The 24,404-nt window shown below is 42.2% G+C and carries 23 protein-coding genes; 18 read left to right on the plus strand and 5 right to left on the minus strand.

The window, feature by feature from the left end; genetic code table 11:
• The first annotated feature begins 214 nt into the window (after positions 1–214).
• A complete protein-coding gene (locus tag B9G53_RS28720; protein ID WP_254923766.1) occupies positions 215–2,203 on the plus strand; it encodes a DUF4157 domain-containing protein in 1,989 nt (662 codons plus the stop codon).
• On the opposite strand, the gene B9G53_RS21800 is transcribed toward B9G53_RS28720, so the two are convergent.
• Complete coding sequence (locus tag B9G53_RS21800) at positions 2,200–2,973, minus strand: methyltransferase domain-containing protein (RefSeq protein WP_094535564.1); 774 nt, start codon at positions 2,971–2,973, stop codon at positions 2,200–2,202. The two genes, B9G53_RS28720 and B9G53_RS21800, sit on opposite strands and share 4 nt — an antisense overlap.
• A gap of 278 nt (positions 2,974–3,251) precedes the next feature.
• Positions 3,252–4,235, minus strand: coding sequence for a saccharopine dehydrogenase-like oxidoreductase (locus B9G53_RS21805; RefSeq protein WP_094535565.1), 984 nt, complete (start codon positions 4,233–4,235; stop codon positions 3,252–3,254).
• A 161-nt stretch (positions 4,236–4,396) separates the two neighbouring features.
• Here B9G53_RS21805 and B9G53_RS21810 point away from each other — a divergent pair, with 161 nt between their 5' ends.
• Both B9G53_RS21810 and B9G53_RS21815 read left to right on the plus strand, forming a co-directional pair.
• A complete protein-coding gene (locus B9G53_RS21810; protein ID WP_094535566.1) occupies positions 4,397–5,479 on the plus strand; it encodes a type IV toxin-antitoxin system AbiEi family antitoxin in 1,083 nt (360 codons plus the stop codon).
• Positions 5,479–6,264: a hypothetical protein gene (locus B9G53_RS21815; RefSeq protein ID WP_094535567.1), complete on the plus strand. Its 786-nt coding sequence runs from the start codon at positions 5,479–5,481 to the stop codon at positions 6,262–6,264. The genes B9G53_RS21810 and B9G53_RS21815 overlap by 1 nt, the downstream gene beginning before the upstream one ends.
• 5 nt (positions 6,265–6,269) lie before the next feature.
• Here the strand turns inward: B9G53_RS21815 and B9G53_RS21820 are convergent, their stop codons facing one another.
• Entirely contained in the window at positions 6,270–6,533 is a 264-nt protein-coding gene (locus tag B9G53_RS21820; RefSeq protein ID WP_094535568.1) for a hypothetical protein, read from the minus strand.
• Positions 6,534–6,758: 225 nt separating this feature from the next.
• On the opposite strand from B9G53_RS21820, the gene B9G53_RS21825 reads away from it, so the two are divergent.
• The 7 genes from B9G53_RS21825 to B9G53_RS21855 all read left to right on the plus strand — a co-directional run bounded on the left by B9G53_RS21825 (position 6,759) and on the right by B9G53_RS21855 (position 12,041).
• Positions 6,759–7,088: a nucleotidyltransferase domain-containing protein gene (locus tag B9G53_RS21825; RefSeq protein ID WP_094535569.1), complete on the plus strand. Its 330-nt coding sequence runs from the start codon at positions 6,759–6,761 to the stop codon at positions 7,086–7,088.
• A complete protein-coding gene (locus B9G53_RS21830; protein WP_094535570.1) occupies positions 7,060–7,443 on the plus strand; it encodes a HEPN domain-containing protein in 384 nt (127 codons plus the stop codon). The genes B9G53_RS21825 and B9G53_RS21830 overlap by 29 nt, the downstream gene beginning before the upstream one ends.
• A 173-nt stretch (positions 7,444–7,616) precedes the next feature.
• On the plus strand, positions 7,617–9,308 hold the full coding sequence (locus tag B9G53_RS21835; RefSeq protein ID WP_094535571.1) for an NAD-binding protein: 1,692 nt from the start codon (positions 7,617–7,619) through the stop codon (positions 9,306–9,308).
• Positions 9,309–9,442: 134 nt separating this feature from the next.
• Positions 9,443–10,144, plus strand: a complete 702-nt coding sequence (locus tag B9G53_RS21840) for an energy-coupling factor ABC transporter permease (RefSeq protein WP_094535572.1) — start codon at positions 9,443–9,445, stop codon at positions 10,142–10,144.
• 14 nt (positions 10,145–10,158) lie between these two features.
• Positions 10,159–10,476: a PDGLE domain-containing protein gene (locus B9G53_RS21845; protein ID WP_094535573.1), complete on the plus strand. Its 318-nt coding sequence runs from the start codon at positions 10,159–10,161 to the stop codon at positions 10,474–10,476.
• Between the two features lie 11 nt (positions 10,477–10,487).
• On the plus strand, positions 10,488–11,300 hold the full coding sequence (cbiQ, locus tag B9G53_RS21850; RefSeq protein WP_094535574.1) for a cobalt ECF transporter T component CbiQ: 813 nt from the start codon (positions 10,488–10,490) through the stop codon (positions 11,298–11,300).
• A 6-nt stretch (positions 11,301–11,306) separates the two neighbouring features.
• The gene (locus B9G53_RS21855; RefSeq protein WP_094535575.1) at positions 11,307–12,041 is read left to right on the plus strand and encodes an energy-coupling factor ABC transporter ATP-binding protein; all 735 of its coding nucleotides are present in this window, start codon (positions 11,307–11,309) and stop codon (positions 12,039–12,041) included.
• Positions 12,042–12,107: 66 nt separating this feature from the next.
• On the opposite strand, the gene B9G53_RS21860 is transcribed toward B9G53_RS21855, so the two are convergent.
• Entirely contained in the window at positions 12,108–12,734 is a 627-nt protein-coding gene (locus tag B9G53_RS21860) for a Uma2 family endonuclease (RefSeq protein ID WP_094535576.1), read from the minus strand.
• Positions 12,735–12,934: 200 nt separating this feature from the next.
• Between B9G53_RS21860 and B9G53_RS21865 the strand changes: the two genes are divergently transcribed.
• Entirely contained in the window at positions 12,935–14,035 is a 1,101-nt protein-coding gene (locus B9G53_RS21865) for a glycosyltransferase family 4 protein (RefSeq protein WP_094535577.1), read from the plus strand.
• 309 nt (positions 14,036–14,344) lie between these two features.
• Here the strand turns inward: B9G53_RS21865 and B9G53_RS21870 are convergent, their stop codons facing one another.
• Positions 14,345–16,531: a sigma 54-interacting transcriptional regulator gene (locus B9G53_RS21870; protein WP_254923767.1), complete on the minus strand. Its 2,187-nt coding sequence runs from the start codon at positions 16,529–16,531 to the stop codon at positions 14,345–14,347.
• A gap of 458 nt (positions 16,532–16,989) precedes the next feature.
• Here B9G53_RS21870 and B9G53_RS21875 point away from each other — a divergent pair, with 458 nt between their 5' ends.
• From B9G53_RS21875 to B9G53_RS21905, 7 genes are all read left to right on the plus strand, one after another.
• Positions 16,990–18,870, plus strand: a complete 1,881-nt coding sequence (locus tag B9G53_RS21875) for a response regulator (RefSeq protein ID WP_094535579.1) — start codon at positions 16,990–16,992, stop codon at positions 18,868–18,870.
• A 515-nt stretch (positions 18,871–19,385) separates the two neighbouring features.
• A complete protein-coding gene (locus tag B9G53_RS21880; RefSeq protein WP_094535580.1) occupies positions 19,386–19,802 on the plus strand; it encodes a hypothetical protein in 417 nt (138 codons plus the stop codon).
• 102 nt (positions 19,803–19,904) lie between these two features.
• Positions 19,905–20,222 (plus strand): hypothetical protein, encoded by a 318-nt coding sequence (locus B9G53_RS21885; protein WP_094535581.1) that lies wholly within the window; start codon positions 19,905–19,907, stop codon positions 20,220–20,222.
• 74 nt (positions 20,223–20,296) lie between these two features.
• The gene (locus B9G53_RS21890; protein WP_094535582.1) at positions 20,297–20,707 is read left to right on the plus strand and encodes a response regulator; all 411 of its coding nucleotides are present in this window, start codon (positions 20,297–20,299) and stop codon (positions 20,705–20,707) included.
• Positions 20,707–23,028, plus strand: a complete 2,322-nt coding sequence (locus B9G53_RS21895) for an ATP-binding protein (protein WP_094535583.1) — start codon at positions 20,707–20,709, stop codon at positions 23,026–23,028. The genes B9G53_RS21890 and B9G53_RS21895 overlap by 1 nt, the downstream gene beginning before the upstream one ends.
• A gap of 304 nt (positions 23,029–23,332) precedes the next feature.
• Positions 23,333–23,827: a response regulator gene (locus B9G53_RS21900; protein WP_094535584.1), complete on the plus strand. Its 495-nt coding sequence runs from the start codon at positions 23,333–23,335 to the stop codon at positions 23,825–23,827.
• Positions 23,828–23,857: 30 nt separating this feature from the next.
• Positions 23,858–24,404 (plus strand): response regulator (locus B9G53_RS21905; RefSeq protein ID WP_141211847.1); only part of this gene is annotated, 547 nt, incomplete at its 3' end.

Consider the following 24,404-nt stretch of genomic DNA (forward strand, 5'->3'; position numbering starts at 1 on the left):
CGAGAAAAATCGCAAGATTTTGGCGTTTAAGTGGAGCTTCTAAAACAGTTGCCAATTACAATACCATTTCCTGACTATGTTTTGCGCGTCCTGATTCTAGAAAACTTAGGATTGCTATATATTTCCTAGTGTTTATACAGTCTGGTTATGCGATAATGATACCCAATTAAAATTCTGCTTAAACTTTTCTAGAAATACTAAGAGCTAACTAGAGATGGGACATACTAACGACAGATCCACAAAAGCTTCATCCTTAGTAAAGCCTACATCTCTAAATCTGCAACCTAGACCTTTTGCTCCATTAGAGTCTGATGAGAAAGAAGAGACGGTTTCACGCAAGTCAGGATATTCTGAAAATTTCCTAGAAAAAATAATTAATACGCCAAAACCAGAATTAGCAACAACAGTTCAAAGAAAATCTGGAAATCCATTGAAGGCGATCGCTGCTGAGAGAAATATTGCAGCCTTACAAAATCAGTCAATTCAAAGGCAAGAATCTATAGAAGAAGAGAAAAGTGAAGAGGAACAGGAAGATGCAAAAGAGTTCACCATGAATCCTGAACCTCCACCAGTTCAGCGAAAGTCTGAGAATCGATTGAGGGCAAAGGCTGCCGAGAGAATAGCGATCCAAGCAAAGCTTGCCATTGGCGAGCCAAATGACAAGTATGAACAGGAGGCTGATGCTACTGCGGCTAGGGTAGTTCAACAAATTAATTCATCAACTAATGCATCAACTACTTCACAAAATCAGCCAATTCAGCGACAAGAGATGGAAGAAGATGAAGAGTTGCAAATGAAGCCTTTAGTACAAAGACGTGAAAACCTTGGAGGCGGGGAAGCATCAACGGATTTAGAATCCTCAATTCAAAGTGCGCGAGGCAGTGGTCAATCGCTAGATGCAAATCTGCAACAGGCGATGGGACAGGCGATGGGCGCAGACTTTAGTGGCGTAAAGGTACATACAGATTCGCAGTCTGACCAATTAAATAAATCGATTCAAGCAAAAGCTTTTACGACAGGGCAGGATGTGTTCTTTCGTCAGGGGGCTTATGAACCAAGTAGTCGAGGTGGGCAGGAGTTGATTGCCCATGAGTTGACTCATGTGGTGCAACAAAATGGGGGGGCTGTGCAGCGATCAGATATTTTGCAGAAAAAAGCAAGTAAGCTAGTTTCTGTTGCGGAGAGAGTAGCTAACGGAGTTGTTCAACGAGCTATTAATCCTAAATCAGTTCAAGAGAGACAAGCATTCCTTGACACTTATTCTATGGCTGCAACTTTAGTGAATGGGATAGATGTCAATGGCACAGAAACTCAAGTTTTAGATCAGTTAGTTCAAAACTATATAAATCGGAGTGGCTTTGCTTATGATATGACACCTACATCGCCCACAGAATTTCTTAACGGAAAAAAATTTGGTGACTGTAGCACTCTTTCCAAAAGTTTTGTAATTATTGCAAAAGAATATTTTGGTATTAGCGGCATTGATACTAGTAGCAAAGGCTCTTTTGGAGTTGCTGGCGGTGGTTTAGTATTAGATGTCAATGGTGCAACGGGAAACGTGAATGATGGAGTGAATGATGGTGCTCATTGGGCTTTCACTTCTCACACTTGGGTTGTTGGACCAGATCGCGATCGTGACATACTTTTCCGAGGTGCGACTGTCAATCCTAGTGTTTGGATTGATGCAGGTAGTGAAGGGGAAGAAGATGGAATCCCCTACAGGGAATTTGCTGGGCTTGGTGGTGGAAGAGTTTATACCTACAGGAATGTAACATCAACACTAGGCAATAGATACACAATTGATTTGCAGACAGCAAAAGGGGCTGTTGAAGAAGATAAACAAGAAATGTTAAAATTATATAACCCTAACAAAAAGAAGAAAGGTTGTTTTATTACAACTGCCTGTGTTGAAGCAAAAGGGCTACCTGATGATTGTGAAGAGCTAACTGTTTTAAGACAATTCCGAGATGACTATATGAGTTCTGTTGAGAATGGCTCGGAAATGATTGATGAGTATTATGCGATCGCGCCAGAAATCGTTACTCGTATTAGTGCGCTACCTAATGGAGAACTAATTTTTGTCAGCCTTTATGACAAAGTTGCCAAGTCGGTACATTTGGTTAAAGCTGGTCAAAACGAGGAAGCAATGCAGAACTACATTTCAATCGTGCGTGAACTCAAAAAGCAATATCTTGAGACTTAATCTAAGGGCTTTTGTCCGCAGACAATAAAGCCAGTAAGGGATGAGAAAAATTCTCCTTTCTGGGCACTCTCCGCAAGGTCGATCAGCCATTCCAAAGCGATGGAATTAGAAATCATACCTCGATTTACTGCGGAGAGAATTTGAGATTTGAGGTGAAAAGCTTGATTAGCTAAAGAAAAATCTGTTATCACACAGGTTACAGGAACAATCTTTAAAACTTGTAATCCTGCTTGTTTGAATAAGCTGGACAATCGACGACCCATAATGGCACTTTGATCAAACTCAAAGACTGATGTATCTATCGAAGGACCAGATGGATAGATTGCTAACGTTGCCCAGTCGGGTTCTCCTAAAACCACGCGCCCTCCGGGACGAACCACACGAGTCATTTCCTGTAAAGCTTTAAGAGGCTGATCCAACAGGTGAAGTAACCGCTCTGCTCGACATCCATCAAAACTATGATCGGCAAAGTTAAGCTTTTCAGCGTCGCCTTGGTCAAACTTGATTGGTAATGATGCGTTTTTCGTTCGCTTTTGCGCCTCCTCAATCATGGCTATGTCAACATCTATACCCACAACCTGACCTTTGAGTCCAACTCGCTCTGCTAAGGCTCTAACGTCTTCCCCTGTTGCACAACCTACCTCTAATATTTTTTGACGTGCCTTTATATTCAATAACTCATAGGAAATTTTCTTGTAGGCTTGAATTTCTGGCAAACTTCGGAGAATATCTAGGTACTCAATCGAAATGATAGAAGCGTCAGTATTCATAAATTCCTTCAAAATTTAGTTAAATATTAGGCTCTATAGGTGTTTCAGGGAAGCCAAACATGATAAATAGCCAAAGCTTTGCATGATAGGTATTTCAAAGCTCGAATAGCTAGCGAGATTGCCTTAGTCTCATTTCTCGTAGTCCACTGAAGTGGACTTGAGCTTTTAGCCAAGAACTTGATTTATTGGATAAAAGCTCAAGTCCTAATTTCTTACGTAAGACACGTTACGCTTTCGCTAACGCGCCCTACAAATATGCTTCTAGATTCCAGATAGAATTAGTGGACAAACGCAGGCATCACTTCCGCAGCAGTCATTAACCCATAAATACCGCGTTGATGGAACTGCTTCCCTGCCTTGAGATAGCCAAACGCTGGCCCGCAGACATTCGCCGCCATGCTGGTTTCATCGCCAAGCGTGAAAGTATGCGTCGAGATCTTGCCATCAAAGGTGCGACCTGTCAGCTTCATATTGGTACTGAGAGGCTTCTTCGGATTGCGCGTATCAACTACGCCGCCAACGGTGACCCGATCACGATCGCAAATACCCACACGCTCTAACATAATGTCATCGGCATGTTCCATATTTTCCAGAGAGATTAAGCCATTGGTCTTTTCGAGCAATGCTTCCACTTCTGCATCGGTCATTGCTTGAGCCATATCGACGGTATAACCCGACATATGGGCGATATCTTCGCGGATGGTAGCGCGATAGGCGTTCCAGTTGGCAATACCGACCCCGAAGGTAATCTCGACCTTGTGGACTTCGGCAAAGCTCTGGGCGGCGATCGCGGCGGCGGCTGTTAATAATCCGGGGGTTGCGCCACAACCAGACATATAGGTAATGCCTGCGGCTTTTAGTTCTGGGGCAAGGGCAATCATTTGCTCAACGGCGCTAGTGCGTTTGATTGCGTCAACTAGCACACCCTGCCAACCTGAAGCGATGAATTGCTTAGCCACGCTTGCCATGAAGGTATTGGGCAGATTCGGCAATGCGAGGAAATAACCATCGACATCCTTGGCGGTAGCGATCGCCTCAGCAATGCTGTCTTGTGTGAGAATTCCCGATCCTTCGAGATAGCCCAGTGAGCCTTGTTTTTGATAAGCGGCGATCGCTTTGTTAGCATCTAGCCCCTGTGGGTCATAGGCAAAGCCTTCTTTGTCGGCAGCTACGACTAGCTGCATTTCTTGCTTAGCGCTAAGCAATTTCGCCGCTGCTTGCCCTAATCCACCAAATCCTAAAATTCCAACTTTTAATGTCATTAATTTAAACTTCGTTTATCGAGGTAGTTTTTAACTATGATGCGATCCTCTAATTTGCCATATTTTCGGACTCAGTGGCACATGGAATTAATGGTTTTGAGGTAAAGTTTTGGAGGAGGAGGTATAATTAGATTTAATAAAATTTAAGTGAGAAATAGTCTATGCGTCCCAAAAACCCACTATTTCAAAAGTGTATAGCTTATCTTGAATCTTTACCCAATATTGAAGCGAATATTCAAGGCGAGCCTTATTTTTCTAGTGAGGTTTTAGCTGATGGAGAGTTAATAATTAGTACATCTGATAAGACAGCTCATTATATATGTGAGATCAAAACTGGGATAACAAATGACATAGTTGAGCAAGTTGCTGAATATTTTGCCAATTTAGGAAAAAGACTGAATGATAAACAAAGACCTTTATTAGTTACTCGTAATTTATCCACTGAGGTTATAGACGAGCTATTAAAGAGAAACATTGAATTTATTGATGTTAATGGAAGTGTCTATCTCAATAGTTCGGGAATCTATATGATCATTCGCAATCAAGAAAATCCAAATAGATCCTTAGAGATCACTGTTCCTGTATTGCAAGTAATATATTTCATTCTTAAAGATCCCTCAATTATTGCAAGTGATGAAAATTACTGGGACATTAATCGTCACCTTATAGGTGGAATTACGTCTGAAACATTAAAAAATACACTTGAAAAGCTTGAAAAACTTGATTATATCAAACGTACTCGCAAAGGATATGAAATCATCGACTACGTTAAACTTTTTGAAAGATGGGAGTTAGGATACGCTGAAAGACTACATTTAAAATTATTAATAAGAAAATTTAGATATATAGGGAGCCAAAATTTTTCGGATATAGAAGATGAGCTTAAGCTAAATGCTCACAAAGATGGCTATTTAATTGGTGGTGAACTTGCAGCTTCAATAATGACTCAATATCTTCGTCCTGTAGGCGCGATACTATACATTCGCAAAACGTTTAATTACCTTCCGTTAGCGGTAAAGTTAAGACTAAAACCCGATCCTGATGGAAATATAGAGTTCCATCAAGAGCTTGACACACAACATGATCTGCGCGCTCTCAATTATCTTTTCGCCAAAGGAGAATTTAATAATCTTATTCATCCATTACTCGTTCATGCTGAACTAGTCCGTACTGGGGATAGTCGTTTGAGAGAAACAGCCCAACTTATTTTTGACAAATATATTGCGGAATTAGCTCAAAGGTAATGATTGATTCTAGAGAAAAGCAGGTTTTAGCCGATTTAATCGCCATTGTTAAAGTGCTAAATTTACCAATGATTTTAGTTGGTGCGGGAGCTAGGTTAATTATATTTGATCAAAAGTTCGGAGAAGGAAGAGGAACAAAAGACTGGGACGTGGCAATATCTATAGATAGCTGGGAAACTTATCAAAAACTAGGTGAAGCCTTAATAGATGGCAATCCTCCAATCTTTCAATCTACAAAAACTGCTCATAGATTCAGACATATTGAAACCGCTATCGATGTTGATATCGTACCTTTTGGCGCAATTGGTGAACCCGACCAGGAGATTGTTTGGGCTGATAGTGGCAATCCTATGAGTGTTTTTGGCTTTGATGAAGCGCTCTCTCATGCCATAACCGCTAATATTGATGATTTGAAAATCCAAGTAATTGATATTCCATCTTTTGTAGTCCTCAAGATTTTTGCTTGGGGCGATCGCGGAGAACGCACAAAAAAAGATTTGGAAGACATTGAGTTTATCTTATCGAAATATGAAGACGATGACGAGGAGAGAATCTTCAATGAATTAGCAGCAGAACTTTCTAGTGGGAATGTTGATTTCCTTGATGCAAATATCTATCTACTTGGACAAGATATATACAGAATGCTCCAAGACAAAACTCTAATTGAGCTAAATAAATTATTGGGAAAAATGATTGAGAAATTCGATTGCGATGAAGAAAGATCTTTCGGCTATATGCTAAAAGTCTTGCAAAAAGGCATTTTCTCTCTAAACTCAAAAACGTAAGAATCTCATTCTGGCTTGAGGGGACACCATGGGGCTTTTTCAGCAATTTGGGCATTAATCAGAGTAAAAATGCGAGATAGTTCAGTAATCCCTTCAAGTTCAGCAATTTGCTCATTTGTGAAGGCATCTGCTTTCTTTCGATCTAAGAGGTTTTCTAAGCGATCTTGCAAATCATCCGTGAGATGAAATAGAAAGACATTACCTAAAAGAACAATATTCATCCCTACAGGTATGAGTGACGATGGCTGCACCATTGATTGGGTAATCATTTCTCACCTTGTAGTTTTCTAAGAAACTTTATTTAGCTTAGCGCAATTTTTTGAGCTAGTGCGATTTTTGTATTATGCCAAACTAGTGGAAAGCACGGACTTATCGGCAATTTAACCTTTATCTTTAGCCGCCAGTTAACAGCGATCGCCTGTGGCAAAATATGAAAGTAGCGATCGTCCTGATGTTATTATAAAAACGAATTAAGCCATTAAGCTTTAGTCAAAATGATTAGCTATAGCCAAATTCAATCATATAGTCAACAGATTGTCGAGCAGTTTCAGCCCGATCAAATCATTCTGTTTGGTTCCTATGCCTATGGTCAACCAAATCAAGACTCCGACGTTGATTTACTGGTGATATTGCCATTTGAAGGACTGCCAGTTTATAAAGCGATCGAAATCCGCAAAAAACTCAGACCGACCTTCCCACTGGATTTAATCGCTCGAACATCCAAACAAATTCAACAGCGTTTAGAGATGGGTGATTTTTTTATTCAAGACATTCTCCAAAGAGGTCGTATTCTCTATGAAACCAATCACGCAAGAGTGGGTTGATAAAGCGGAAGGAGACTTTGCAACTGCCCAAAGAGAAATCGATGTTGAAAATAATCCCAACTATGATGCTGTCTGCTTTCATAGTCAGCAATGCATAGAGAAATACTTAAAAGCCTGTCTGCAAGAAAACAATATTGCTTTTGGTAGAACTCATGACTTAACGAAATTGTTAGATGCATTCTTGACAATGGAACCAAGTTGGGAATATCTACGAAATAACCTTGATGAGCTAACAGTTTATGCTGTTGAGTTCCGATACCCTGGCATATCTGCCGACCAAACAATTGCCAATGATGCTTTTTCTACCTGTACCCAGATTCGTCAAATAATACGGCAACACCTAAATATTTCGTAGCGATCGCCTTGTCCTAGACTTCGGGCGCATGTTCAGACTAATTTTCTGGCTTGAGAGGACACCATACTGAGATTTAGGAGACACAGGTATTATCAGCTACAGTCACAATGTCATCGATAGCTCACAATAGTCACGATAGTACTATGGGTAGCGATCGCCATCGCGCATAAGCAATGAAACCCCGCATTATCATCTGTGGTCTGGATCGCACGGGTTACAAAATTTTGGGTTTGCTGAAACAGCAAGGTTGTCTTGTTGTGGGCATACACGATCGCCCGATTCATCAAGCGGATACCGAAATTATTATTGGTGATTTGGCGGCTGCCGAGACATTGCTTGCCGCAGGAATTCGCGATGCTCAGACTTTAATTTTGGCAGGAGCCGATGAGACTCGTAACCTGACAATTTTGATGCAAGCAAGGGTACTTAATCCCCATGTCAGAATTATTAATCGATTATTTAACTCCAGTTTGGGCGTGCGTCTAGACTTGACCTTGCCCAATCATTTGACCATGAGTGTAGCGGCTCTGGCGGCCCCTGTATTTGCCTTTAGTGCGATGGGAAGTCAGGCGATCGGGCAACTGCGCCTATTTAACCAGACTTGGCCGATTCATGAAGAATATATTGATGATCATCATCCTTGGTTTGGGAAACCCCTGTCCGATTTTTGGGAAGATCGATCGCGCATGTTGATCTATTACCTACCCTACGACGAGAGCAAAGTCGATCTGGTCAGTGCCGTACTAAATGGTCGAACTTTGCAAATCGGCGATCGCCTATTACTTGGCACTCAGCCCAGTGTCAGAACTGCATCACGCCCAATCTTGCAGAAAATATCCAAACTCTTTATGAGCTTTCGCCATTTTCATGAACATGGTCGCGCCGTTCTATTTACAGCGATCGCTCTATTGCTAACGATTTTTTCGGCAACGGTGGTTTATACCAGCTTTCAAATGAATATTTCCTTAGTGAATGCTCTCTATTTCTCGGTGGGGATGATTACAGGCGCAGGTGGAAATGAGCAAGTTGTGGAATATTCTCCCGATAGCATCAAAATTTTTACGATCATCATGATGCTGATTGGAACGGCTGTAGTGGGAATCTTTTATGCGATTTTAAATGATTTTATTCTCGGTTCCAGATTGAGAAATTTCTGGGACGCGGCGCGAGTGCCTCAACGCAATCATATTGTTGTTTGTGGCTTGGGAAGTGTCGGTGTGCAGACAGCGCTACAACTGGTTAGCTATGGCTATGAAGTTCTAGTTATAGAACGCGATCTCAATAATCGTTTTTTAGATACGGTGCGATCGCAAAATATTCCTGTTATTCATGGTGATGCCAGCCTACCCACGACGCTCAAGGCTGCTAATCTCGAAAAAGCTGAAAGTCTACTTGCTGTAACCAGTAACGACACGGCAAATTTAGAAATTGCGCTGAATGCTAAGGGAATTGCACCCCGTTGTCGGGTGGTCGTGCGTTATGACGATCCCTACTATGCCAGCATGGCGCAGGAAGTATTTGATTTTGAAGCAGTTCTCAGTCCGCCTGAAATTGCGGCTCCCGCCTTTGCTTCTTCGGCGCTAGGTGGACGCATTCTTGGCAATGGCATTGTCGCCGACAGCCTCTGGGTAGCGATCGCCACTATGATTACCCCTAATCATCCATTCTGTGGAAAACCTGTCTGTGAAGCTTCCATGACCGCAGATTTTGTACCTCTCTATATCGAAACTTCCTGCCAAACGATTCATGGATGGAACTTATTGGAAGCTTCTCTAAGTGCAGGAGATATTCTCTATTTGACGATGCCAGCGGCAAAATTAGAACAGCTATGGCGGGTTGCTCCTTTTCAAGTAGCGGTTAGCTAGACAGCCCGTATTGTCGCCGCCACATTAACTTTCTGTTATTTTGGATGCGAAACTAGTCAAATATCTTTATGATAATGATGGGCGGCGCTTCGCGCCGCCCATCATTATCATAAAGATCAACTTATGAGGTGTAGATGTTTTCGTTTCCAGTTCATTTAGCAATGCATATTCCCGACGGCTACCTCAGTTTGCCAGTGAGTTTGGTTACAGGAGGTATAGCGATCGCCTTAATTGCGCTCTCTCTGAATCGTGTGCAATCAGAGTATAAAGAACGCACTGTTCCTCTGATGGGTGTAAGTGCCGCTTTTATCTTTGCCGCACAGATGATCAACTTCCCAATTGTCGGTGGCACATCTGGACACTTAATGGGTGGAACTCTAGCAGGAATCTTGCTTGGTCCTTGGGCTGGCTCGTTAGTCATGTCGGTGGTTTTCATTGTGCAGACCATCATGTTTCAGGATGGTGGACTAACTGCTTTAGGAGCCAATATCACGATTATGGGACTAATGGGAACCTTTGGTGGTTATTATCTTTATCGAGTGATTAGGTTCGTAATTGGTCGCAATACATGGCTAGGCATGAGTGTCAGCACAGCGATCGCTTCATGGACAAGTGTAGTCGTGGCAGCCGCTGTTTGCGCTGTGCTTCTCGCTCTATCAGATACAGTTCCCTTAGCTTTAGGAATGACAGCGATGCTATTGTGGCATTTCATGATCGGTATTGGTGAAGCATTCATCACCCTTGCCGTAACTAGTTTTATCTGGAAGACTCGTCCTGAGTTAATTTATGATGCTCCTAATTTTGCAGTCAAGCAAACCGAATTAGATAACTTTTAAGTCACCACAAATAAATGCATAAAAACCACATTTTTGTATTGTCAGGATTAGCTTTAGCTCTAAGTATTGCTGCATTTGTGTCACCCTTTGCTAGTAAAGATCCTGACGGATTAGATCGAGTTTCTCAAGATTTAAAATTTGAAGAAAAAGCGATCGCAGAACCGCCGACCAAACAGCTTCCCTTCTCCCAGATTTTTGAAGAATATTCTCTCAAAGCAGTTCCTAATGAGAAGGTATCCACGGCTCTCGCAGGAATTACAGGTACATTAGTCGTATTTGGCTTAGCGTGGGGAATTGGAAAGCTCGCTGTACGCAAATCTGAACCAAAATAAAAGCTAGGTCTATGCTGCTCCACATTCATCTAACTCAATCCAGCGATCGCCTGTCTCTATCCCAGAGCGATCGCCTAAATATATGGAATCGCTTAGCTGTGCATACACGATTGCTCTGTATATTTCTATTGGTATTTGCGATCGCTTTAACGTCCATGGGCAGATGGTGGACTTGGGCGCTATATGCAGCTATGACTTTACCCATTCTCTATTGGAGCAAAGTCGATTTAGGAGTTCTTGCTAAACGCATGGCGATCGAATTAATGTTTATGAGTGTCATTCTTTTAGGAACTCTATTTCGGGGCGGCGGAAACATACTCTGGCAATGGGGATGGCTGCAAATTACCACTAATGGATTAATGATTTTAGGAAGTGTGAGTATCAAAGCTTTTCTATCTTTACTTCTCTTAAATATTCTTACCCTCAGTACTTCCGTTCCCTTATTACTGCAAGCTCTAGTTACTCTCAAAATGCCCCCATTGCTAATTAGCATTCTTGCTTCCATGTATCGCTATATTGGCGTGCTAATTAATGAGTTTAAGGCGATGCGTCGTGCGGCTACCGCCCGTAATTTTGATCCCCACAATCTCTATAATCATCAACGCCGCGATCGCGCATGGCAAAGACAAGTGTTAGGGAATATGCTCGGAGTCCTGTTTATTCGTACCTACGATCGCGGCGATCGCATTTATCAAGCGATGCTAGCTCGTGGTTATCAAGGCACTCCGATGATCATGGAATCAGCCACAGGTAACTGGTGCGATGGCTTAGCCATTGCTTGCGTTATGATCGTAATCTTAGTTGGTCAAGTTTTTATTAGTTAGAGTGCTTTGCATCACAATCCTATTTCCATTGAGAACCTCAGCTATCGCTACCCTGATGGTATTCAGGCTTTAAAAGGGATCAATCTCCAGATCGCGGCAACCGAAAAAGTCGCGATTATTGGTGCAAATGGTTCAGGTAAATCAACATTACTTCTGCATCTCAATGGACTGCTCATGCCACAGCAGGGTGAAATTGTCATTGGGGAAATGCTGGTAGTATCACGCAATTTAACCGCAATTCGGAATTTTGTCGGTCTAGTATTTCAGAATCCAGACGACCAATTATTTATGCCCACGATTTGGGAAGATGTTGCTTTTGGGGTAATGAATCAAGGGCTCCGAGGTGATCATTTAAAAAAACGGGTTGCAGAGGCTTTAGTGGCAGTTGGATTGGATGTAGCTAAGTATCGAGAGCGTCTATCCCATAATCTTTCGGGTGGTGAAAAAAAACGAGTGGCGATCGCAGGAGTTTTAGCGATGCAGCCGCAGGTTTTAGTATTTGATGAACCATCCGCCCAACTCGATCCGCGATCGCGTCGTCAGTTAATCCAGCTTTTGCAAACTTTACCTGAAACTCAATTAATTGCCACCCACGATCTGGACTTAGTTCTTGAGCTATGCGATCGCACTGTAGTCTTGAGTGAGGGGAAAATTGTCTATGATGGCGAAACTAGACAGGTATTAAGCGATCGGGAGTTTCTATTAGCGCATTCTCTAGAAATGCCATTAAGTTTAGGATAGTGTTACAGCACTTTGCGCTCAAATCCAAATCCAGAGATTTCTTGAAAGTGTTGCTTTGCAACACTTTCAAGAAATCTCTATAGCAGCTTGGAATATAACATCTGTCATCAAATTTAGTTCGGGTAAAATATCAGATTCAATCTTTTTGCCAGCAGTAAATAGAAATAGCTGATATTCTCCTTCGATTAATTTGCAAACTGTTACCGTGGGCTGCTTTGGCTTACCAATATGTCGTACTGCTCCTAGAGCTAAATAGTCTACGATCCAATATTCAGCAATTCCCATGGCTTCATATTCTGCTAATTTCACCGCATAATCATTGCGCCAATTGGTACTTACCACCTCAATTACTAAAGGCACAGTCTTTCCATTTTGAATTACCGAAGACTTTTGCCAGAGAGGTTCATTGACTAATTCCCGCCGATCTATGACCACTACATCAGGAATAAAACCTGTCTCCGCCATTTCTGGCTTTAATAAACACATCCTACTAACACGATAGTTAGAATGGTTGCTACGAACCTCTAAAGTTAGTTCCTCAGACAAAAAGCTACTAGCTAATTCATGATCACCTATAGGCATCATTTCTCTAACCACTCCTCTATATAGCTCATAGCGCTTACCATCTTCGGGATACCAATCGATAAACTCTTCAAAAGTCATGCGATCGCAGTCAACTAGTGCTTGTACCATCCCCATACCTCTAACTTTTGGGTTTTGACTTCTCTCAATTATAACTGCTATAAATTACATCAATTATCAATCAAACGAAGAGATTTTTTGAAGGTGCTGCTTCACAACACCTTCAAAAAATCTCTTCGTTTGGGTTTGAGCGCAAAGCGCTATAAGCTCTATTTGCTGTAGCTATCACGAGAAACACAACAAAATATACAGTGAAAAAACATATTTTATTCATTTTGCCGTACCTGAATCAAGGTGGCACAGAAAAACAAGCTCTTAGTTTGATCAAAGGACTTGGCGATCGCTACAAAATATCGCTATTAGCCCCCGACGGGAAAGGTGCTCCGCAATTTCGAGCTTTACCAATCTTGCAGCGAGCCTATACCAAGTGGGAGATCAATTTTTTTAAAGGTTTTCCTGAACTGATCTCAGCAATTAAGGAAATTCAAAAAGAACAAGCGATCGATCTTGTGCATATTCATGGCGCTCATGAATTAATGTTAGCTGTACATTTAGCATTAAGCAAAGTTCCAATTCTCTTTACGGTGCATGGCTATCATGGAGCAGGAGCAAAATTTAGCTATCAGATGTCCTGCTGGTTTAGTAATTGGTTAGCTGATCGCGTAATTTGTGTTTGTGAAGCTGAATATAATCTTTTATGTGAATTAGGATTGAATAAAAACAAGCTCCATTTAATTTATAACGGAGTCAAAGAGCCAATTCTCGATTTGGACAAATCATTAGAACTTGCTCAGAAATTTCAGCTAGATCCTGCTAATCAAATCATTCTGGGGACAGCCGCACGACTAGATGAGGCAAAGGGCTTAACCTATTTACTTCAGGCTTTTGCCAAATTGCAAGGAGATAACCTGCGCTTAGTCATCGCTGGGAATGGTGAGTTAGAGGCTTCTCTCAAACAGGAAGCTCAGGATTTAGGGATCGGCGATCGCGTGATTTTTACAGGCTATCTCGAAGATTTACCCAACTTGTTGGAACTCTTTGATATTTTTGTCCTGCCTTCGCTGCAAGAGGCTTGCAGTCTTGCCTGTGCAGAAGCGATGTCTCAAGGCAAGCCCGTGGTCGGTACTTGTGTGGGAGGTATTGCTGAGCAGGTCAGCGATCGCCAAACAGGTTTTATCGTCATGCCCCGTGATCCTGATAGCTTGGCAGCTAAGCTTGCGGAACTAATTACTGATCGAGATTTACGCGATCGCTTTGCGAAGGAGGGTTACAGTCGCTATCGTCAACTTTTTTCCAATGAAATCATGCTCGAAAAAACTGCTCAACTATACGATCAGATGATCGAAAAATAAAAAAGAGGAGAAATAATGCGAAGCATTATCTCTCCTCTTTAGAAACCATTTAAGAATTGTAATTTTAGCCCCCCTACCCCCCCCAATTCTGGGGGGAACTATATTTATAGCTATAGCCACCTGTATCAGGACAAATCAAAACCCAAATAGTGTGAGGCGGCGCGAAGCGCCGCCTCACACTATTTGGGTTTTATGTCCTAACAAGAATGGCTACAGCTATAAGTCCCCCAGAATTGGGGGATTTAGGGGGCTAAACACCGAGAGCTTTAAACAAGATTGTAAGTATCATGTGATTCTTAAATGGGTTCTTTAAGCAGGGATAACAATAATTAGCCATAAGGCGATCGCTAAAACTAAGGTACTCAAATGCTGAGGAAGTAGCGATCGCCAAGTTTGTCGAGCGATTTTTTGGGTCAAAGCCCATGTCAATAATACGGAGAAAATTAACGTCGTTCCTTGCAGAAACTCAATCACCGCAGGATGCGCGATAAAAATTGGCAGACTAGATCCATCTAGTCCAAAAGTCGCCCAACTAACTGGTAATATGCGCCCCGCTTCTTGCAGAAACAAGCGTAGATAATGCGCTAGATTTGCTCCCAAAACTAAGGGCAAATATCCATAGGCAAGCTGAATAAATGGTCTAGGCTTGTGGGTAGTAATACCGTAGGGAAGCTGATAACCTTCGCAATTCTTTTTCCAGATGATTGTGAGCCAATAGAGCGATCGCATAATTCCATGGGCAGCTAAGGGAATGAGTGCCGCCACAATTAAAATAAGTAGCGATACGACTAAATGTGGCAAGAAAATTTCTTTACTAGTCGGCAAACCCAGAGCTGTTTCGATTTCTGGCAATCGATGCAAAAATGCGCCACCTAGCAATAACAATAGCAATGCCACTTCATAGGTACGCGGAACATGGGTTGTCCATAATTCGATCGCAGGAGGTCGGAGATTGAACTCCACCGATCGATGGGGACAAGCCTTGAGACAGGTCATACATAAAACACAGTCGCGATTATCTTGCAATTGAGCAGGATGGGAATAAAGCGGACATCCATTTGTCTCTAGACCTTCGCCTTTTTGAACACCGCCTTTATAGCATTGATAGGTTGTACATTCTGCTGAACAGGTTCCCTGCTGAGCGCGTAATTCTGTCATTGAGAGTTTGGCAAATAGCCCATTCATGCCTCCAATCGGACAGAGATAGCGACACCAGTACCGACGCTCAAAAATGAGGGAACAGATCATTGCTCCAGCCGTAATCAATAGTAATAAATAGGCGGAAAGATAAGCAGTATTTTGTAAATCCCACAGTTCTTCCCAAAGATAAATCAACACAAATAGACCGAATAAGAACCAACCTCCCCAACGTTCTGCCCAATCACGATTCCAAGATTTAAGTTGACGAGGAAATAGCCACAAAGAGAGCTTCTGCACAACTTCGCCGTAAATCATAAACGGACAGATGGAACACCATAGCCGTCCCACAAAGGGAAAGCTAATTAAGATTAATGGCCACCACCATGCCCAAAAAAAGTTAAGCGCAATATTACGATCGCGGCTTTGTGGCGCTAAAAACAGCGTTGCGACAACAATTGCAAAAAAAGTGAAGGTAAATCCATAGTTAATGCGGTCAGGAAACCAGTCACTGCGTAAAAATCGACGTAGATCAGGAAAGGCATTGAGTAGATTAAATCGAAACTTTTTGCCCTTGGGTTGCGTTGACCAAAATACTGATTCATCTAGCGATCGCGCACCCTGTGACTGCAATATTGCTCGTTCTACCAATAATTGCAGTTCTTTGAGATTTCCTGTGAAGTCATAGCTTTGGAGACTGCGTAGAGCTTCAGCAGTGATCGTGGGCTTGGGAATCCCGCGATCGCGACAAAATAGACTGATGTAATATTCTACATGGGGTTTAATATCGACTTTTCGCACTCTTAAGGATGGAACCTTAATCGAATGTTTAACATGGGATTCACAAGCCGATTGACGTTTCTCGGAAACCATGATGATCCTTGCTTCGCAGGTCAGAGGTGGATCAGTTTCAACACTGCCGACTTGCCTGAAGGTTCCATTTTCTAGAAGTTGGACAATTTGCGGAATCAGTTCTTTTGGCAACTCTTGAATATTATTTAAAACGAGAGTTCCCTTTCCCAAATATGTCAATAAACCATGATTTCCACCTGCACGTCCAAATAAATCTGCGCCACTGGTTTGGACAAGACTGCAATTTACCTTGGCGATCGCTTCTCGTCGGTGTGCCGAATTAAAATGAATCAGAGCCGCAATATTGTCTTTATCTAATCCGGGTTCGCCCAGAATCAATACTGATTGTCGATCTTCACTCGCCTTTTTAATCTCTTGCCGTAATCTTGTGGCATAGCGACTCTTGCCGATAATTCCCCGCTCAGCCTTAGTAATCAGGTAGGGTTGCAAAACCTGCAATCGCTCTTGTATCCACTCTAAAGAAGTTTCAGAATAATTGGAAGACATAATTCTTAACAGGCTCATGCTATTGCCAACTAGAGTATACTCTCTTGATTGCAACATAAAACTGCAACTAAAGATGGAGCTAAACACCGCCTTTGCTTACAGTTTTATAGTGTGGACAAGTTATACTAATTGACAACAGTATCGACACACTTTTGTCAATTAAAAGCCAAACCAAGCAACTCCAAAAGTGGCGGCGCTTCGCGCCGCCACTTTTGGAGTTGCTTTATCAAATCATGTCTTCATTATTTCCCTATTTTCTTTGTTTATAATGTTGAGTCAGCCAATAGATAAATTTACTTGACACACAGTGCAAATTTTCACCTCCCTCAGTCCCCTCTTGGAAGGTGGGAAGTCTAAGTTCTCTCCCTTCCGAGGGGGAGTTAGAGGGGGTTCTATTTGGTGCATCAAGTATATTAAGACCCCCTTTAGCATTTTGAACATTTTGACAGGAAAAAACTTTGAAGATTTTATTAGTTGAAGATGATTTGCATTCTGCGGCAATACTCTTGCAACTACTCGCAGAATCTCATTACACCATTGATGCGGTAGCCGATGCAAAAACGGCTTGGCAATATGTGGAGGCTTACGATTATAACTTGATCATTCTCGATGTGATATTGCCTGATAGCGATGGGCTGGGGCTATGTGCCAAGCTTCGCAATGAGGGCTATACCATTCCTGTGTTGTTGTTGACGGCTAAAGATAGTACGAGCGATCGCGTGATGGGGTTAGAAGCAGGAGCCGATGACTATGTGGTTAAGCCCTATCACTTTCAGGAATTAGTAGCCAGAATTCGGGCGCTATTACGCCGCTACCATGAAGGCGATACTCTCATTCAAGAATTCGGATGGAATGGCTTGCGGCTTGATCTCAAGACAAATATTGTTACTTATAAGCAACAACCTTTACGGTTAACTCAAAAGGAATATGGATTATTAGAAATATTTCTTAGGCATCCACAACAGATATTCAGTCGTAGCGCTTTGATCGACCAGGTGTGGTCGGCGGGAGATTTTCCCAGTGAGGAAGCCGTAACTACGCATATTAAGGGATTACGCCAGAAGTTGAAGGCGGCGGGATTGCAGGTAGATCCCATTGAGTCTGTATATGGATTGGGTTATCGTCTCAAAGCGGCTCCTATACAAGCAACTGCTGAGCCTATGGCGATTAGTCCTTTAGCTAACGAACCTATAATTGACAAAAACATATCGTCACTAGACAAGGCGCGAGTACAGGAAGTAATTGCAATTATGTCTCAGAAATTAATCGCGAGTTTGCCAGAGATGATCGCCATGTTCCGACGGATTGCGATCGCTTTGGATCAGAACAAGTTGGGCGCGGATCTGCGTTATGAAGGATATATGCTAGCGCATCGCCTGATTGGCTCTTTGGGTTCCTTAGGATTTCCTGAAGGATCGGCGATCGCCCGTCAGCTTGAAGTGATGCTCCATAGCGATTTCTCTTTGTCTATCTTTGATGTGGAGTTGCTACAGCAATTGGTTACCAAGCTCGAACAGGCTACCCTAAACCCTTCACCTTCAATATCATCTGAGCCGACCTTACTCTTAGCTGATTATTCGCCATTGCCTCTATTGTTAATCATTGATGATGACGTTCGATTTACACATGAGATTCACCTAGAAGCGGAAACTTGGGGAATGCGGATACAAACAGCGAACGATCTGACAACTGCTAGGGCAAAAATTGCGAAGGAAGCACCTGATGTGATCTTGCTAGATATTATGTTTCCTAATTCTAGTGAGAACGGGCTGAATTTTTTGGATGAACTGTCTCAGAGGGAGACGAAAATTCCGACGGTGATGATGTCGGCGACGAGTGGGTTGAGTGCTCGCGTGAGGTCGGCGCGTAAGGGTAGTTGCTCATTTATCGAGAAGCCTGCTTCTACGAAAGAAATTCTGAAGACAGTGTCGCGGGTCTTGTATCAACCCTTTAGCGATCGCTCTAAGGTGATGATTGTCGATGATGATCCGACTTTGCTCAAAATCCTGCGGCGATCACTCGGAAATTGGGATATTGAAGTAGTTACTTTACAGAATCCCCACCAATTTTGGCAGGTATTGGAAGCCACTGAACCCGATCTCTTGATTTTAGATTTGGTCATGCCAGACTATAGCGGTATTGACTTGTGTAAAGCAGTGCGGACGGATTCTCTCTGGCGTGATTTACCGATTGTGTTTTTATCGGCTCAGACCGATCACGAAACGATTCGGCAATTATTTATCGCAGGTGCTGATGATTATCTGAGTAAGCCAGTTGCGGAAAGTGATTTGTACACGCGCGTTCTCAGTCGGTTAGATCGCGATCGCCTATCGGGATAGACTATATCAGGCGAAAGCATCATGTAGAAATCAGATTGTAGTTAGAAACATGTGATATATGGTGATCGGCTTAACCTCCTCAGATTGTCCTCATTTTTGATTGCTATATTCAGATTGTCCTCATTGTCTGTGCTATCTTTAAAACTAATTGGGATTTGCTCTTAGTTATTTAAGAATTACTTTCTTCGGTCAAAAACTCTAAGAATTACCTTTTAAGAATTACCTTTTAAGAATTACCTTCTACAGTCAAAAACTATAAGAGATCCTCTTTAATCCCCTTTTATAAGGGAATCTGGGGAAGCTAGACAATTACTAAATGGTTTTTAATGACTTTGATCTTCTGGCACTGGACTGTTAAAGAGGGATAAGCCTCTCAAAGTATCTCTGGGCAAGCTTTTCACGACCTTGCTACTCAATCACCATAAATCCTTGCTGGATAAGCCTTGTAGCTATTCATCACTTCTTTAACAACCAGTGCCGATCTTCTTGATAATGTCTTTTAAGGAATTTGTGATATGAAAGTATTCGAGCAGTTTTATGAATGTCGTGTTACTGGTCAAGAGTCGGCGATATGGCAGCTAAAATGCCATTTACGGATTATTTATCAGCAATTTGGACAGCAGATTGCGATCGTCTCTGTACAGAACTGCGAAGTTGGCTGGTTCATTCCTGCCCAGCTTGAACAACTTGCCACGCATATAGTTCAGATGTTTGAGCTTGACTCCGATCGCCTAACTTGGATCGAATGCGACCCTCATTATACAAGTCGTCCAATCAACACAGAATATAGCGAGGTTTCCTTTGACTGGCATCAAGGGATTGCTACTAATCCTAAATGGAAGGCGATCTCCAATACATCAGTGGAATCTCTCAATCACGAAGCATTTACTTGGAATCGCAATTACTTAAATTCTGATTTCGTAACTGCTTAACTAACATCATTGAGATCTTGAGATCTATTGATGCTTTACGTTGCACTAACACATCCTACATTCATTTATTCATTCACTATTAGCGATTAGCGAGATACTCTCATGACAAAAACCTTCGTTAAATTAACATTGATGATTGCTGTGGAAGAAATTGATAATTTTCTTAGCGATTATCCCAATTGCTTGCAAGCAGAATATTCCACACTTGCCGAATTTCAACCCAAAATGTCTAATGCGGAACTACGACAGCGATCGCTAGAGCATATTACTCGTCATATCCCTCATCGCTATGAGGTAATTGATTGTGCGAGGGAAAATCCCGACAAACCCAAAATGCCCTACAGTGTTTTAGAGCAAGGGCTACAGATTAAAGCTCTCGTGCAAGATGGCATTTTTCAAATTTTGCCAGAGTATGCATAAAAAACAGACTGTGGCATCAGATTGTCCTCATTTTTGTATTTTATGATCAGCGAATTACAGTCAGTGGTAATTTTATGTCTCAATCCACAGACATACCTAGAGAAACAGTTACTAATACCAAAACCATCCTGTTAATTGATGATGATGAAATGAGTCGTTGGTTGGTGCAGCTATGTTTAGAAAATTTTGTTAATTGGCAAATAAAAGTTGCGATTTCAGGCAAAGAAGGGATATCGGAGATCGCTAAGGCGGAACCCGATGCGGTATTGCTGGATATTATGATGCCAGATATGGATGGATTTACTTTTATGCAAAAATTAAGAGCAGATAAGCTACACGCACATATCCCGATTGTTGCTCTGACAGCCAGTACTAACAGGTTCAGCCATCAATCATTTATAGATTTAGGATGCCAAGGGGTAATTAATAAGCCATTCAATACAAGCACCCTTGGTTCACAAATTTCTCAAATATTAGGTTGGTAATGAATACATTTTCACGACAGGTCGATCATGATTTCGATGAGTTTGAAGCGGTTAATCTAACTAACTGCGATCGCGAGCCAATTCATGTTCCTAGCTTGATTCAGCCCCACGGACTATTGATGATACTTACCGAGCCAGATTTACGGATTGCTCAGGTGAGCGCAAATGCCCTTGAGATTTTAGGAATAGCGATCGATGATTTACTTGATCGCCCCTTAGCAGAATTTACAGGCGAAGAACTGATTAAATCGATTCATGCTTGTCTCGATCACAATTTTGAATATCCTAATCCTCTACGTGTTGAGTTTGACGATTTGGGCGATCGCTTGCCGCTGTCTTTTAATGGTATTGTGCATCGTGCCCCCACTGGGGAAATTGTGATAGAATTGGAACCTTGCGAGTTATCGGGGGGAAGTGATTTTTTCCAGTTTTATCACCAAATTAAACATAATCTTACCAAAATCCAGACAACAAAAGACTTAGCTGCATTATGTGACTTAATAGTTCAGGAAGTGCAAGCATTAGCGGGATTCGATCGCGTAATGATCTACCGCTTCAATGAGCAGGGGGATGGAACCGTGATTGCGGAAGTTAAACAACCTGATCTAGAGCCATTTCTAGGACTACGATATCCTGACTCAGACATTCCAAAACAGGCAAAACTTCTCTATACCCTCAACTGGTTGCGCTTAATTCCAGACGTGAATTATCAACCAACTGGTTTAGTCAAACATGGACAATCTCTAGATGCAGCATCCCCCCTTGATAAAGCACCTCTCGATATGAGTTACTGTGCCTTGCGATCGGTTTCACCAATCCATCTTGAATATCTGCAAAATATGGGGGTGACAGCTTCAATGTCTATTTCTCTAATTCAAAACAAAAAATTGTGGGGATTGATCGCCTGTCATCATTACACACCTAAATTTGTTCCCTATGAGACTCGGACTATTTGTGAATTTTTGGGACAGTTGATGTCTACGGAGTTAGCCAATAAGGAAGCTAACGAAAATCTGGATTACAAACTCCATCTCAAAACAATTCAGGGTCAGTTTGTAGAACGTTTGACCAAAGCAACAGGATTTGTGGAAGAACTGAACCATGATCATACGGCGTTATTGAGTCTTACGGCTGCTCAAGGTGCGGCTATTTGCGACGGCGATCGCCTGATTTTGATTGGTAAAACTCCCGATGAACCAGCCGTGAAATCTTTGCTAACTTGGCTACAGGATCACTTTGAGCAGGATCTTTTTGTCACTAATGCTTTATCCAGTCTCTATAATGAGGCGGTGGAATATCAGGCGATTGCCAGTGGCTTAATGGCGATCGCCATTTCTAAAATCCAGCCCCGCTATGTTCTTTGGTTCCGTCCTGAGCAATTGCAAACTGTGACTTGGGCAGGCGATCGCGATAAACCAACACAAGTTGCTGAAGATGGCAGTATTCTTCTCCTTCCTCGTCAATCCTTTGAAGCTTGGAAAGAGATCGTGCGCGGACAGTCTAACCCTTGGTTGCCCTGTGAAGTGGACAGCGGTATCGAACTGCGACAGGCGATCGTGGATATTGTCTTACGTCAAGCCCATGAACTCGCTGTGATCAACGCCGATTTGGAGCGTAGTAATAGCGAACTCGATGCCTTTGCCTACATTGCTTCCCATGATTTAAAAGAACCGTTGCGCGGTATTCATAACTATGCTACTTTTTTGTTAGAAGACTATGGCGAAATTCTGAAGGGGGATGGGGCGGATAAATTACATACATTGGTAAAACTGACGAAACGGATGGAAGCTTTGATCGAATCTTTGCTGAAATTCTCTCGCCTAAGTCGTCAGGAGTTACAAATGGAACCCCTGGATCTCAATCAACTATTGCAAAATGTAATTGAACTATTTACGATTAATCCGCAATGGCAAAACTGCAAGATCGACATCCCGCGATCGCTACCGATGGTAATGGGTGATCGCCTTTTGATCGAAGATATTTTTATTAATCTTATTACCAATGCCTTCAAATACAATGACCATCCTACAAAATTGGTAGAAATTGACTGGCTTGTGGAGCAGACTGAATCACCTTTGGTAACAATCAATGTACGCGATAATGGTATTGGCATTCGAGAGAAGCATTTGGAGTCAATCTTTCAAATCTTCAAACGATTGAATTCACCTAGTAAATATGGTGGTGGTACAGGAGCTGGTTTAACCATTGTCCGAAAGATTGTCGAACGTCACAATGGAAATATTCAAGTACAATCTAACTACGGACAAGGAACTACCGTTTCTTTTACTTTGCCTGCGTGTGATCTCAATAATGCTATTTAGATATGAAAAACTCTAAAAGATCCCCCTCAATCCCCCTTAAAAAGGGGGAAGAAGAAAATTCTCCCCCCTTTTTAGCTACGGTGTACCCACAAGTTATCAGCTATAGCATGAGTTACTAATGATCCCCCTCAATCCCGCTTAAAAAGGGGGAAGAAGAAAATTCTCCCCCCTTTTTAAGGGGGGCTGGGGGGGATCTAAACCTTCAAACATAGACAGAGAGACTTGTGTTCAGGGTAGCCTTTTTAAGGGGGGCTGGGGGGATCTAAGCAATTCTCAATATAGATATTAGTTTTTACGACCATTAATGAATAATCTTTTGACTGCCGCTTGGGATGACCTCACCCATCCCATCATTCTCATCGTTGAAGATAGCGATGAAGACTTTTATATGTTTATGAGAGCCGCGCAAAATCTAGATATATTGGAGCGATCGCTTTATCGTTTTTTACGATTTGAAAATGGTGATGAAGTTCTCGATTACCTATTTCGACGAGGGGAATATGAAAATCTCAAGGCTGCTTTACCCGTTGCCATGCTGCTCGATCTCAACTTACCAGGAACGGACGGTCGGGACATTATTCAGCAAGTAAAGCAAACTACCCATTTACAAACTCTGCCAATTATCGTTTTGACCACATCCAGCAGTCAACGCGATATTCAAACCTGTTACGAGAATGGAACCAACAGCTACACCCTCAAACCTATGGGCGTTACCGCCATGCAACAAACTATTCAAACCTTGTTTCAACATTGGTTCCAAGTTGCCGTGCTACCTAGCTACGGACAGTTCACCACCTGAAATCTCGCCTTAAATTCTGCCTGAAACCTTATGATCTCGACATCATCCCCCTTAGACTCTGCCATCACCATTTTGATCGTCGATGATTCAGCAGAAGATCGCGCTACTTACATTCGCTATCTGCGATCGGATACTCGCCACTATGCTTTTTTGGAAGCCGAAACCCTAGAGGAAGGTATAGATTTATGGCGATCGCAACATCCCGATATTGTCCTCATTGATTATTTTCTGCCTGATGGTGAAGGCTGGGAGTTGTTAGCTGCAATGGGAGAAGGTGATCTTGTGCCGAAGCTAGCGGCGATCATTTTAACTGGACATGATGGCAATGAACAAACAATCCTCCAAACAATGCGGCTAGGAGCTGCCGACTATCTGATTAAAAAAGAGGTTACTGCCATATCCCTATGTAACCGTATTGGGCAGGTGTGCGATCACATCATGCTTACCCTTCAATTAAAGCGATCGCAAGATCAGGAACTTTTAATTGCCAAAATCTCGCTACATATTCGACAATATTTTAGTTTGGCAGAAATTCTCAATGCGATCGTACAGGAAATACGCAATGAGAATTTCTGCC

The organism is Pseudanabaena sp. SR411 (assembly GCF_002251945.1).
Taxonomy (GTDB): Bacteria; Cyanobacteriota; Cyanobacteriia; order Pseudanabaenales; family Pseudanabaenaceae; genus Pseudanabaena.